This is a genomic window from Agromyces sp. NDB4Y10, from assembly GCF_001620055.1.
Taxonomy (GTDB): domain Bacteria; phylum Actinomycetota; class Actinomycetes; order Actinomycetales; family Microbacteriaceae; genus Agromyces; species Agromyces indicus.
The window spans coordinates 18093-31322 of the sequence record NZ_LQGY01000042.1; the positions used below are offsets into that span (position 1 = coordinate 18093).

Annotated in this window: 9 protein-coding genes and 1 tRNA gene; 6 read left to right on the forward strand and 4 right to left on the reverse strand. The window is 71.4% G+C overall.

The window, feature by feature from the left end:
- Position 1: 1 nt before the first annotated feature.
- The gene (locus AVP42_RS11110) at positions 2-1360 is read right to left on the reverse strand and encodes a zinc-dependent metalloprotease (protein ID WP_067949039.1); all 1359 of its coding nucleotides are present in this window, start codon (positions 1358-1360) and stop codon (positions 2-4) included.
- 217 nt (positions 1361-1577) lie between these two features.
- Here AVP42_RS11110 and AVP42_RS11115 point away from each other — a divergent pair, with 217 nt between their 5' ends.
- The 4 genes from AVP42_RS11115 (at position 1578) to AVP42_RS11130 (ending at position 6898) form a co-directional block, all read left to right on the forward strand.
- Positions 1578-2714 (forward strand): PDZ domain-containing protein, encoded by a 1137-nt coding sequence (locus AVP42_RS11115; protein WP_082847191.1) that lies wholly within the window; start codon positions 1578-1580, stop codon positions 2712-2714.
- Positions 2715-2900: 186 nt separating this feature from the next.
- Complete coding sequence (locus tag AVP42_RS11120; RefSeq protein ID WP_197467006.1) at positions 2901-5783, forward strand: UPF0182 family protein; 2883 nt, start codon at positions 2901-2903, stop codon at positions 5781-5783.
- Positions 5780-6658, forward strand: coding sequence for a bifunctional 2-polyprenyl-6-hydroxyphenol methylase/3-demethylubiquinol 3-O-methyltransferase UbiG (locus AVP42_RS11125; RefSeq protein WP_067949018.1), 879 nt, complete (start codon positions 5780-5782; stop codon positions 6656-6658). Before AVP42_RS11120 ends, AVP42_RS11125 begins: the two co-directional genes overlap by 4 nt.
- Before the next feature lie 163 nt (positions 6659-6821).
- Positions 6822-6898 (forward strand) — tRNA-Met (locus tag AVP42_RS11130).
- A gap of 78 nt (positions 6899-6976) precedes the next feature.
- Here the strand turns inward: AVP42_RS11130 and AVP42_RS11135 are convergent.
- Together AVP42_RS11135 and AVP42_RS11140 are read right to left on the reverse strand one after the other, a co-directional pair.
- The gene (locus AVP42_RS11135; protein WP_067949020.1) at positions 6977-7657 is read right to left on the reverse strand and encodes a TMEM175 family protein; all 681 of its coding nucleotides are present in this window, start codon (positions 7655-7657) and stop codon (positions 6977-6979) included.
- 194 nt (positions 7658-7851) lie between these two features.
- Complete coding sequence (locus tag AVP42_RS11140) at positions 7852-9996, reverse strand: hypothetical protein (RefSeq protein WP_157356806.1); 2145 nt, start codon at positions 9994-9996, stop codon at positions 7852-7854.
- 247 nt (positions 9997-10243) lie between these two features.
- On the opposite strand from AVP42_RS11140, the gene AVP42_RS11145 reads away from it, so the two are divergent.
- Together AVP42_RS11145 and AVP42_RS11150 are read left to right on the forward strand one after the other, a co-directional pair.
- Positions 10244-10870: a cyclodeaminase/cyclohydrolase family protein gene (locus AVP42_RS11145; protein WP_067949025.1), complete on the forward strand. Its 627-nt coding sequence runs from the start codon at positions 10244-10246 to the stop codon at positions 10868-10870.
- Positions 10871-10880: 10 nt separating this feature from the next.
- On the forward strand, positions 10881-11714 hold the full coding sequence (locus AVP42_RS11150; RefSeq protein WP_067949027.1) for a carbon-nitrogen hydrolase family protein: 834 nt from the start codon (positions 10881-10883) through the stop codon (positions 11712-11714).
- Here the strand turns inward: AVP42_RS11150 and AVP42_RS11155 are convergent.
- Complete coding sequence (locus AVP42_RS11155) at positions 11677-12915, reverse strand: aminotransferase class I/II-fold pyridoxal phosphate-dependent enzyme (protein WP_067949029.1); 1239 nt, start codon at positions 12913-12915, stop codon at positions 11677-11679. The genes AVP42_RS11150 and AVP42_RS11155 overlap by 38 nt on opposite strands.
- Positions 12916-13230 lie beyond the last annotated feature (315 nt).

The window sequence follows — 13230 nt, forward strand, 5'->3', positions numbered from 1 at the left end:
GTCAGCTCGCGGCGGGCCCGCGATCGTCGTCGGAGCCGCCGCTCGGCTCATCGTCGGAGACGCCGGCGTCGTCGCCGCCGGTCTCACCGCGCAGCAGGGCCTCGAGCGCTTCGTCGAAGGCGGCGTCGGCCTCGCCGGCGGCCTGCCCGCCCGCGCCGAGGCGCGCGGCGAGCGGACCCGGGTCGTCGAGGTCGGCCGCCGTCGGCAGCAGGTCGGGATGCGACCACAGGGCGTCGCGCTGGGCGACGCCGACCGCGTCCGTGACCGCGCGCCACATCGCGGCGGCGTCGCGCAGGCGACGAGGGCGCAGCTCGAGGCCCACCAGGGTCGCGAGCGCCGATTCGGCCGGTCCGCCGGTCGCTCGGCGACGACGGATGGTCTCCGCCACGGCGTCGGACTTCGGCAGCCGCTGCGTCGCGTCGGCCGTCACGACGTCGACCCAGCCCTCGACGAGCGCGAGCACGGTCTCGAGGCGCCCGAGGGCGGCCTCCTGCTCTGGGCTCTTGGGCCGGAGGAGGGCGCCGTTGGCGACGGCGTCGCGCAGCTCGTCGGTGTTGGCGGGGTCGAAGCCCTCCGCGAGCTCCTCGAGGCGCTCCACGTCGACGTCGATGCCTCGGGCGAACGCGGTGATCGCCGTGATGAGGTGGAGCCGCAGCCAGCGGGCGTGGCGGAACAGTCGCGCGTGCGCGAGCTCGCGCACCGCGAGGTAGAGCTCCACCTGGTCGTCGGGGATGTCGAGTCCGGCGCCGAACTCGGCGATGTTCTGCGGCAGCAGGGCGGCGCGGCCGTCGTCGAGGAGCGGGATGCCCACGTCGCCCCCGGAGACGACCTCGGTGGAGAGCTGGCCGACCACCTGGCCGAGCTGCATCGCGAACATCGCGCCGCCGATGCCGCGCATCATGCGGCTGGCGCCCTGCACCATCTCGCGCATCTCCTCCGGCGCCTGCTCGGACATGACGCGGGTGAGCGAGTCGGCGATGCTCAGCGCGACCGGCTCCGCGAGCTGCGACCAGATGGGCAGGGTCGCGGCGGCCCAGGCGCGCCGCGTGAGCAGCTCGGGCGGCGTGGGGAGGGCGGCGACGTCGACGACCTCGTCGAGCCAGAGGGCCGCGACCTGCGCCGCCCGATCGAGCCGCTCGGCGTCGGCGGCTTCGACCTGGCGTTGGCCGGATGCCGCGCGCTGCTCGGCCTGCCGCAGGGCGAGCGACCAGTCGATGCCCTCGTCGTCCGAGCGCTGCATGGCCTGCTGGAGCTGGCTGAAGATCGCCGCCAGGCTCGCCGGGTCGCTCGGCAGGCCCGCCGCGTTGGCGAGCCTCGACGGATCGATGCCGCCGGATCCGGACAGCAGTTCGCGCAGCATGTCGCGGAACTCGTCTTCGGGGTTCCGGTCGGGCTGGTCGTCGCGTTCGGCCACGGAGGCCACCTCCCTCGATCGGAATTCCACGCTACCGCCGCCCCCGGTCTTCCTCCCCGGGAATTGGCCTAGGCTGACGTTCCGGGTGTCCGCCCGTCGCGAACAGCGCCGCACGAGTCGGCGCGGACCGGTTCTGCGGCGCCCTGGGAAGGATGAACGCGGCATGGTGCTGTCAGGACCGCGAGCGGATGCCGCGCCGACCGGCGACTCCGACGAGTCCGCCGTCGCGTCCCGTCGCAGCCGTCGCGAGCGCATCGGCTGGGGCGCGGTCGCCGTCGCGACCGTGCTCGGCCTGCTCATCGCGCTGCTGCCGTCCCCGTACGTCATCCAGCAGCCCGGTCCGGTCTTCGACACCCTGGGCACGACCGAGTCGGACGGCGAGGAGATCCCGCTCATCTCCATCCCCGACGAGGAGACCTTCCCGACCGAGGGCTCGCTCGACCTGCTCACGGTGTCCGCGATCGGACGGCCCGGCCGGACCCCCGGCTGGCTCGACGTCGCGGTGGCGTGGTTCGACACCCGTCGCGCGGTCGTGCCCGTCGAGGCGGTCTTCCCGCCCGGCATCAGCGAGGAGGATCGCGACTCGCAGAACGAGGCCCAGATGGTCGACTCGCAGCAGGACGCGATCGCGGCCGCGCTGGTCGAGCTCGGCTACGACTTCCCGCGCGAGGTCGTCGTGCAGGGCGTCGGCGACGGCCTGCCCGCCGAGGGCGTGCTCGAGATCGGCGACGTCATCACGGCGGTCGACGGCGAGCCGGTGCGCTCGGTCGGCGAACTGCGCAGCGCCCTGGCCGAGCACGGGACCGAGTCGCCCGCGACGCTCGAGGTCGTGCGCGGCGACGGCACCACCGAGGTCGAGGTGACGCCGGTCGAGCGCAACGGCCAGGTCGTGATCGGCATCGGCGTGCGCATGCGCTACGAGTTCCCGATCGACGTCGAGATCCGCCTCGACGATGTCGGCGGTCCCAGTGCGGGCATGATGTTCGCCCTGGGGATCGTCGACAAGCTCACCCCCGGTGCGATGACGGGCGGCGAGCGCGTCGCCGGCACCGGCACCATCGACTCCGACGGCGAGGTGGGCGGCATCGGCGGCATCCGCCAGAAGCTGTGGGGCGCCGTCGACAGCGGCGCGGACTGGTTCCTCGCCCCCGAGGCGAACTGCGGCGAGGTCGTCGGACACGTGCCCGACGGGCTCGAGGTGTTCGCGGTGACCACGCTCGACGAGGCGCGGGCGATCGTCGAGGCGGCGGGCGAGGGCGGCGACACGTCGTCGTTCGCCCGGTGCGAGGCCGCGGGCTGATCGAGGGCGCTCCCGCGCCGTCGGGCGAGGCGACCCGAACGGTACCGGTTCGTTATCTCCCCGGGCCCGGGCACCCGCTTCCCACCAGCCGTTTCCAAGACTGCCGACCATAGGATGGGGATTCGATCCCGTCCCGACCCCGAATGAGGCCGAGAAGTGTCCACAGCACAGCCGCAGGAACCGAGGATGCCGCGCCGACGCGCGCCGATCGCGATCACGATCGGCATCGTCGGCGCCCTCGTCGTCGCGTTCTTCGTGTTCGCCGGAATCTACGCCGACGTGATGTGGTACCAGCAGCTGGGCTTCGTCGAGGTGCTGGTGACCGAATGGGTCGCCCGCATCGTGCTGTTCCTCATCGGCTTCGTGGCGATGGCCGTGCCCGTCTGGGCCTCGATCCAGATCGCCTACCGCACGCGGCCCGTGTACGCGAAGCTCAATTCGCAACTCGACCGCTACCAGGAGGTCTTCGAGCCGCTGCGGCGCCTCGCCATGTTCGGCGTGCCGATCGTGCTCGGCATCTTCGCCGGCGTCTCCACGGCGAGCCGGTGGGACTCGGTGCTCACCTGGCTGAACCGCACCCCGTTCGGCACGACCGACCCGCAGTTCGGCCTCGACGTCGGGTTCTACGTCTTCGAGCTGCCGTTCTACCGCTCGATCGTGGGCTTCGCCTCGGCGGTCGTGCTGCTCTCTGGCCTGCTCGTCATCGCGACCAACTACCTCTACGGCGCCATCCGCATCAGCGGACGCGAGGTGGTCATCTCGAAGGCCGCGCGCATCCAGATCGCGATCACCGCGGGCCTGTACCTGCTCCTGCAGGCCGTCAGCATCTGGCTCGACCAGTACGCGACGGTCACCGAGGTGGGTTCGCTCATCACCGGTGCGTCGTACACCGACGTCAACGCGACCATCCCCGGCCGGCAGATCCTCGCCGTCATCGCCGCCGTGGTGGCCGTGCTGTTCCTCGTCACCGCGTTCCTCGGGCGCTGGCGCCTCCCGCTCGTGGGCGCCGTGCTGCTGGTGGTGTCGAGCCTGTTGATCGGCTCGCTGTACCCGTGGGTCGTGCAGCGCTTCCAGGTCGACCCGAGCGCGCGCTCGCTGGAGGCCCCCTACATCCAACGCAACATCGACCTGACGCGCGACGCGTTCGGGGTCGCCGATATCGAGGAGATCCCGTACGAGGCGAAGACGGACGCCGAGCCGGGTGCGCTGCGTTCCGATGCGGAGACCACGGCGAGCATCCGCCTGATGGACCCGGCGATCATCAGCCCGGCGTTCCGCCAGCTCGAGCAGTTCCGCCAGTACTACCAGTTCCCCGAGCAGCTCGACGTCGACCGCTACGAGATCGACGGGCAGTCGCAGGACACGATCGTCGCCATCCGCGACCTGAATCTCGAGGGACTCGGCGACGCGCAGACGTGGTTCAACACGCACCTCGTCTACACGCACGGCTACGGCCTCGTCGCCGCGGCCGGCAACCAGCGGTCGAGCGACGGCCAGCCGGTCTTCCTGCAGTCGGGCATTCCCTCGACGGGAACCCTGCCCGAGTTCGAGCCGCGCGTGTACTTCGGCGAGAACTCGCCCGAGTACTCCATCGTCGGCGCCCCCGAGGGTGCTCGTGAGATCGAGCTCGACTTCCCCGCGGGCGGCGACGGCGAACCCCAGCAGACGACGTTCCAGGGCGACGGCGGGCCGAAGCTCGACAACGTCTTCACCAAGCTCGTCTACGCGCTGAAGTTCCAGTCGGAGCAGATCTTCCTCTCCGACCAGGTGAACGAGGAGTCGCAGATCCTCTACGACCGCGATCCGATCGACCGCGTGCGCAAGGTGGCGCCGTTCCTCACCCTCGACACCGACACCTACCCGACCGTGGTCGATGGCCGGATCGTGTGGATCGTCGACGGTTACACGCTCTCCGATCAGTACCCGTATTCGAACAAGGTGAGCTACAGCGAGGCGATCTCCGACAGCGACACCGTCGCGTCGCCGCTCGCGTTCGACGAGGTCAACTACGTACGCAACTCCGTGAAGGCGACGGTCGACGCGTACGACGGCAAGGTGACGCTCTACGCGTGGGACGACGAGGACCCCATCCTCCAGACGTGGGACAAGATCTTCCCGGGCAAGGTGCGCCCCCTGAGCGAGATGTCGGGAGAGCTCATGAGTCACGTGCGCTACCCCGCCGACCTCTTCAAGATGCAGCGCGCCGTGCTGGGCCGGTACCACGTGACCGAGGCGGACGCCTTCTACTCGCGTGAGGACGCGTGGACCACGCCGCTCGACCCGACGCAGGGCCAGGGCAGCACGCTCCTGCAGCCGCCGTACTACCTGACGATGCAGATGCCCGGCCAAGAGGAGCCGACGTACTCGATCTACTCGACGTTCATCCCCGAAGCGCGAGGTCAGGCCAGCCGCAACGTGCTGCGCGGATACCTCGCGGTGGATTCGGATGCGGGATCGGAAGACGGCGAGCGGGCCGAAGGCTACGGCAAGTTGCGGCTCCTGAACCTGCCGGAGGACGACAACGTGCCCGGCCCCGGCCAGGTGCAGAACACCTTCAACAGCGACACCTCGATCTCTGCGCAGCTGAACATCCTCCGCCAGGGCCAGTCCGACGTCATCAACGGCAACCTGCTCACGATCCCGGTCGGCGGTGGCCTGCTGTACGTCCAGCCGGTGTACGTCCGCTCGACCGGTGAGACCAGCTATCCCGTGCTGCAGAAGGTCCTCGTGGCCTTCGGCGACGAGATCGCGTTCCAGGACACGCTCGACGAGGCACTGAACGTGCTCTTCGGAGGCGACTCGGGTGCGGCCGCGGGCGACGAGGAGGTCGAGCCGGAGCCGGCGCCGACCGAGCCGGCCGATCCGGACGCGCCCCCGACTGAGGAGCCCACGCCGAGCGACGAGCAGGCCGCCCTGCTCGCCGAGGCGGCGGACCTGCTCGAGCAGAAGCAGGCGGCGCTCGCCGAGGGCGACCTCGCCGCATTCGCCGAGGCCGACGAGCAGCTCAACCAGGTCATCACCCGCCTGCTCGAGCTCTCCGGTGCCACGCCCACGGGCGACGAGGGATGACCGAGGCCCGGGTCGACCTTCGCGACGGCGACTGGCTCGACGACAACCGGGCGAACTGGGACGAGCGCGTGCCCGTGCACGTGGCCTCGACGTTCTACGACCGCGCGCGGCTCCGAGAGGGCGGCAGCGTGCTCGACCCCATCGCGCGCGCGGGGGTCGAGCGGCTCTTCCCGGACGGTCTCGACGGCGTCCGCGTGCTGCACCTGCAGTGCCACTTCGGGTCGGACACCCTCTCGCTCGTGAACGCGGGGGCGACGGCCGTGGGTCTCGACTTCTCGGAGCCCGCGGTCGTCGAGGCGCGACGGATGGCCGACGAGCTCGGCGTCGCCGACCGCACCCGGTTCGTGCAGGCGAACGTCTACGACGCCCGGCACGCCCTGCCCGAACCCGAGTCGTTCGACCTGGTCTTCACGACCTGGGGCACCATCGGCTGGCTTCCGGATGTCGCGGAGTGGGCACGCATCATCGAGTGGTTCCTCGCACCGGGCGGTCGGCTGTTCTTCGCCGACGGACACCCCGCCGCGTTCGTGTTCGACGGCGACGGCGGGCCGGACGGAATGCCGCAGTTCGCGTACTCGTACGCCGCCGGCGGACCGGAGGTCATCGACGACCCGAGCGACTACGCCGACCCCGACGCGCGCATCCAGCACGCGCGAACCTGGGAGTGGATGCATCCGCTCGACGAGGTGCTCGGGGCGCTGCGCGACGCCGGGCTGCGGATCGACTCGTTCACCGAGCACTACGAGGTGCCGTGGCAGATCTTCCCCGTGACGGTGCCCAAGGGCGACGGCATGTACGGCTGGCCTGACCGCCGCTGGCTCCCGCTGTCGTACGAGGTGGTCGCCGCGACCCCGCGCACGCGAGCGGGGGAGTAGGGCACGAAGGCCCCGGTGGTCGAGTAGGACGCGAAGCGCCCGTACCGAGACCGCCCCGCGGACCGCGAGCGAACCGCTCCGCACCCCTTCGAGGCCCGAAACGCCCGGCCCGCGCCCCCGATTCGACCGCGGTCCGAGCCCGTGCTAGTGTTATCTCTCGTGCCGCGGGGTGGAGCAGTTCGGTAGCTCGCTGGGCTCATAACCCAGAGGTCGTAGGTTCAAATCCTGCCCCCGCAACCACGTGGCGAGAAATCGCCTCAGAAAGCCCCTCCTTCGGGAGGGGCTTTCGTCGTTCCGGGCCCCGCTCCAGGCCATCCGTCAGTGCGCCTTGATGCGCCCGTTACGACCGGCGCGCTGGAGGAATGCCGGCCCGTGGTCGATGCCATGGCTGGTCACGCCCCAGTAGACGGGCACAAGCAGGAAGCCCACCGACGCCACGAGCGGGTGGATCAGGATGCCGGCCGCTCCGGCGACCAGGTAGAGCACGAACCCGATGAGCGCGCGCGGGCGCTCCCGCGCGAAGTACGCGTCGTCCACCTCGTCGTTCGTGAGATCCGGATGCCGCGCGAGGTACGAGAAGAACGCCAGCCAGGCCAGGCACAGCACCGCGCCGACGAGCGCATACAGCGCGACGGCGACGCGCTCGTCCGTGAGGTCGCCCGTCCTGGCCGTCTCAGCGATCACCGCGGTCGGCCAGGGCACGAGCGCGAGGGTTGCGAGGATCCCGAGGTTCGCCCACTGCAGGCCGCGGTCCATCTCGCGGATCCGGGTGAAGGCGGCCTTGTGGTTCAACCAGATCACGGCCAGGTAGAGGTACGAGGCCGCATATGCCAGGTAGGTGGGCCACTCGCCGAGCAGGGCATCCAGCAGTTCGCCGGGTTCGGCGTCGGGCGGCTTGAGCTCGAGTGCCAGGAGCGTGATGACGATCGCGATGACGGCGTCGCTGAAGGCCACCGCCCGGCTGGTGTCGGAACGTGCGGCTCGGCTTCGATGTCGCATCCGGGCATTGGTCACTCGTCATCATGAGCGCGCCCCGAGCGATCGGCGTAGGGGGTTCCCACGAGGCGGTGGGCGGAGGACAATGCGCCGCGCCGCGGCGAGGTCGAGCGGCGGCATCCGCTCGCCACGGCGCCCGGAGCCGGAGGGAGGCCCCGGTCCGATTGGACCGGGGCCTCCTGCGGGGCGGAGCGGCGTCAGCCGCGCTTGCCCTTGCCGGTGTTCGTCACGCCGAGCGAGTAGCCCGCGTCGAGCGTGTCGAGGTCGCCGGTGGGCAGGTTCGAGACGAGCGTCGCGAAGTCGCGGTTCTTGCCCTTCGCGCACGACGTGTCGAGGCCCGACATCGAGATGTCGTCGCCCTCGAGGCGGTACACGTGGTTGCCCGCCTCGTCGACGATCTCGAAGTCCGACTCCACGCCGGGGGTGAGGTCGCAGTTCGCGACGACCTGGAGCGTCCAGTTGTTGTCCTGGAGGCCCGTCGTCTCGATCCACTCGCCGTCGGCCGAGGACACCGCGGCGGCCTCGCCGTCGACCATGACGTCGTCGACGAACCACCCGGTGTCGAGGTACGCGGCGTCCGTCGAGTACCGGAAGCGCACGTCGGTCGTGCCCGCCGGGAGGTCGGCGGAGAGGTGCACGTACTCGGGCTCGTCGACGAAGTACTCGCCGCCCGAGGTCCCGGTGAGGCCGTTGCCCTCCGCGTTGTTGCCGTGCGGGTCGGTGTCGGTGGTCACCGTCGCGCCCGAGTCGTCCGTGAGGGGCACCGTCACCCACTCGTCGCCGACGAGCGCCTCGACGAATCCGTAGTCCCAGCCCTCCTCGATGAAGTGCCACGACCAGAAGTCGAGCGTCGAGGCCGCACCATCCGCCACCTCGACGTCGAGGACGTTGTCGGCCTGGCTCTCGTACCCGGCGTACCAGTGGGTGTCGCCCGTGTGCGGCGCGATCTGCGTGGTGTCGTCACCGTCGAGGCCCACCGTGACGGTCGGCCCCGGGTTGCGGAAGCGCTCGACCTGGATGCCGTACGGCAGGGCCGTGTCGGCCTGGCCGTTCTTGCGACGCTCCCACTTGGCGTCGGGCTGCGCTCCCTGGTTGGAGCCCCGGCCGTCCCAGAACTGGTCGTCGGCGATGTCGATGGTCCAGCTCGTCGACGCCGGGTCGCCGAAGTCGACGGCCTTGATGTCGAAGCGCTCGGAGTCCTCGTCGTCGAGGTACACGGCGACCGCCCAGTCCTGGAAGAGCTCCTCGGCCGAGCGCAGGTCGGCGCCCGTGGCCGCGTTGAACTCGTCGATCGCCGCCTGCACGCCCGCCATGCCGTCGGCCTGGTTCTCGAAGATGAGCTTGATCAGCAGGTCGCCGCCCGCGCCGTCGTACTCGAGGTCGGGCTCGTAGGTGCCGTCGCCGTTGCCGCCCGCCTGCTCCCAGAGGTACTGCATGTAGGTGTAGGCGGCGCCGTAGTTCTCGAGGCCGCCGGCCCAGCGCGTCAGGGACGTCTCGGCGTAGAACACCTGGTGGTAGGTCAGGTGCGAGCCGCCCACGTCGTAGCCGTTGAGGAACACCGCGAAGTCGGCGAGGCCCTCGTCGACCCAGCTGAGCTCGCCGGGGTCGCTGTAGTTGTGCAGCAGGTGCTCGAGCTCGTGCGCGATGACGCCCTCGTACAGCGTCGGCAGGTCGTTCGCCGGGTCGCCGTCGCGCCACTCCGCGTCGTTCGGCCCGACGCGGTTGGCCCAGTCGAACGCGTCGATCACGATGGTGTTCATGCCGGCCGAGTCGATGAAGTCCGGTGCGAAGTAGCCGGCGGTGTAGCTCGTCGCCGCGCAGTCGTAGTAGTTGTCGTCCTGCACGTTGTAGACGAGCATCACGAGCGAGTCGCTCTCGGGGACGTCGGGATCGGCCGCATCCATGGGGCCGAAGTGCTCCTCGTCGACCGCGACGATCTGGTTCGCGAGCTGGTCGCCCATGTAGTCGATCTGCGCCTGCGTCAGGGTGAAGTCCGCGACGTCGCGGTCGGCGCACGGCACGAAGTCGTCGTCCGGGTTGTGGTCGAACGCCGGGTCGAGGCTGTCGACGCCGACGGGTGCGCTGCCGTCCAGGGGCGTCCCGGCCGGGACGTAGAGGTAGACCGGCGTCCCGTCGGGCGTCGCCCCGGCGTACGCCCGGGTGAAGTCCTGGTCGTAGGTGCCGCCCGCCGCGCTGTCGTTGATCGGCAGCGTGATGGTGGGCTCGCCGGGCAGGTTCTCGTGGTCGTCGGCGTTCGCCGGCGCCGCGGTCGCCGCGAGGAAGCTCGCGGCGAGTGCTCCGACGGCGAAGGCGCCGATGGAGCGTCGTGGTGCTCTGAGCACGGGGTTTCCCATCTGTCGTGGCCCCGCTGCCCGAGATGGTTCGTCCGTCGGCGTAGGGACCGATCGTGCGGCACGGCCGGGTTCGGTCGCGCGCCTGAACGGGCACAGTCCACCACGTCGCGGGCGAGGAAGACAGATCTTGTCTTCGGCGGAGCGATCGGCTTGACTACGCCTCCGCGGGGCCGTCGGCAGCCCCTGTCGCGGGCGGCGGTGACGGATGCCGCACGCGAGGGTCTACCGTCGAGCCATGGGACCCAGACTGACGGCCGACGAGCCGATCTCGGAGTGGCTGCACGCGCTCGCCTCGACCGGCGCGAACCCGGGCGGCGGTGCGGCCGCCGCGCTGATGACCGGGATGGCCGCAGCGCTCGTCGAGATGGTCGTGGCGCATCGCAAGCCGCACGCGTCGCCCGAGGAGGAGATCCGCCAGCAGTGCCTGGCGGCGTTCTCTGCGGCGATGCGCGAGACCGCGCCCGGGATGGCGGATCGGGACACGGCCGCCTCGTCGGGCTTCGCCGACGCGAGTCGGCGGGACGACGCGGAGAGCCGCGCGACGGCGATGCGCGAGGCGAGCCTTGCGGCGGCCGAGTCGTCGGCCGCGCTCGGCCGATTCGCCGCGAACCTGGTTCCCGTGCTCGAGGAACTCGTCGACGACACGAGCACCCTGCTGCTGGCCGACGTCGGCACGGCCGCGGCGACCCTGGCCGCGAGCACGCGCGCCGCCGCCCTGAACATCGGAACCGATCTCAGGCTGTCCGGGGAGGACGGCGCGGGGCGGTCCGACCTGCTCGACGCGTTCGACGAGCTGGAGGCCACGACGCGCGAGCTCGACACCATCGTCCACCGGGTCCGCGCCCGGATCGTGCAGGCCTAGGCTGAAGGGCATGCAGACGGATGCCGCGGGCTTCGCGCTCGCCGTCGCCCAGTTCGCCCCGGACGACGACGCCGAGGCGAACCTCGCCGAGATCGAGCGCCTCGCGGAACTCGCCGTGGCGCGGGGTGCGCGACTGGTCGTCTTCCCGGAGTACTCGAGCTGGTTCACGGCCTCGCCGTCGGAGGCGTGGCTCGACGCCGCCCAGCCGGTCGACGGGCCGTTCACGGCCGCGCTGGCCGCGCTCGCCGACCGGCTCGACGTGCACCTCGTGGCGGGCATGATCGAACGGCTCGACGGGCAGCGACGCGTCGCGAACACCGTCGTCGCCGTCGCGCCGGGTGCCGGGGTGGTGGCGCGCTACCGCAAGCTGCACCTGTACGACGCGTTCGGGCAGCGCGAATCCGAGTGGGTCGCTCCCGGCGAGGTCACCCCGCCCGAGCTGTTCGAGGCGGGCGGACTGCGGTTCGGCCTGCAGACCTGCTACGACGCGCGCTTCCCGGAGGTGTCGCGTCGCATCGTCGACGCGGGAGCCGACGCGATCTGCATGCCCGCGGAGTGGGTGCGCGGTCCGCTGAAGGAGGCCCACTGGCGCACCCTGACCACCGCGAGGGCGCTCGAGAACACGATCTACGTCGCCGCAGCCGACCACGCGCCGCCCGTGGGGGCGGGCAACAGCATGGTCGTCGATCCGATGGGCGTCGAGGTCGCGACGATCGGCGAGCAGACGGATGTCGCGATCGCGTGGCTGTCCCGGCAGCGCATCGAGTCGGTGCGCCGGCTGAACCCGGCCCTCCGCCTGCGCCGGTTCACGGTCGCCGAGCGTCCGCACCCCGCCGTCGACTGAGCGACGCGAGCCGGGCCGACGCCTCCTCGAGCACCTCACGGCGCTTGCAGAACGCGAAGCGCACGAGCGTCCGCACCGAGTCGCGACGGTCGGGGTGCACGAACGCGGTCACCGGAACGCCGACCACACCCGCGCGGTGCGGAAGCTCCCGGCAGAACGCGGCCGCGTCGGAGGCGCCGAGGGGCGCGGCATCCGCGACCGCGAAGTACCCCGAGCGCGGCACCGCCGTCGTGAACCCGGCGGCGTCGAGCCCGCGCACGAGCACGTCCCGCTTGGCGGCGAGGGCGGCTGCGGCATCCGCGAAGTAGGTGTGGGACAGGTCGAGCCCGGCCGCGATCGCGGGCTGGAACGGCGCGCCGTTGACGAACGTGAGGTACTGCTTGACCGCGAGCACCGCGGTCACGAAGTGGGCGGGGCCGGTGAGCCATCCGATCTTCCACCCGGTGGTGTTGAAGGTCTTGCCGGCGGACGAGATCGACACGGTCCGCTGCCACGCGCCGGGGAGCGTGGCGATCGGCACGTGCCTGCCGTCGAAGACGAGGTGCTCGTACACCTCGTCGGTCACGATGATGGCGTCGTGCCGGTGCGCGAGCTCGACGACGAGCTCGAGGGTCGCCCGATCGAGCACCGCCCCGGTCGGGTTGTGGGGCGAGTTGAGCAGGATGACGCGCGTGCGGTCGGTCACGGCGGCGCGGAGCTCGTCGTGGTCCGGCGCCCAGTCGGGGAAGCGCAGCGGCACCGTGCGGTGGACGCCGCCGGCACGCGCGACGAGCGCGGCGTAGGCGTCGTAGGAGGGCTCGAAGGTGACGACCTCGTCACCGGTGTCGACGAACGCGAGGATGGCGGCCGCGAGCGCCTCGGTCGCGCCGGCGGTGACGAGCACCTCGCGGACCGGGTCGACCTCGAGGTCGTACCAGCGTCGCTGGTGACGCGCGATCGCCTCGCGGAGCACGGGCATCCCGGGGCCGGGCGGGTACTGGTTGACGCCCGAGGAGATCGCCTCGCGGGCCGCCTCGAGCACCTCGCGCGGGCCGTCCTCGTCGGGGAACCCCTGGCCGAGGTTCACGGCTCCGGTCTCGAGGGCGAGCGCGCTCATCTCGGCGAACACGGTCGGCGCGACGGTGCCGTTCGCCGCGAGCAGGCCCGCTCCGGCGGCCGTCCGCTGCCAGGGGGCGAGGTGCGGTGCTCCGGTGTCATCCACGCTCACACCGTACGTCACGCTCGGGCGGATACGCTGTCCGATGCGTCCGGGCGGTTCCCGGTGCCGGCACAGCCGGGTCATAGGAACCGCAGAAGCCTCGCACAGATCCACGGGCGATGCTGGCATTCGCTGAAGGGAGCGACACATGACCGACACCACCCCCGGCGGGCACGAGCACGACCCGGACACCCGCCCGCAGGACGAGGCGCGGGCCGCGACGCCCGCGGCCCCCGCGACGCCCGCATCCTCCGCCGCGCCGGCCCAGCCGGAGTCGGAGCCCGAGACCCCCGCGGCATCTCCGGAGCCCGCCGCTCC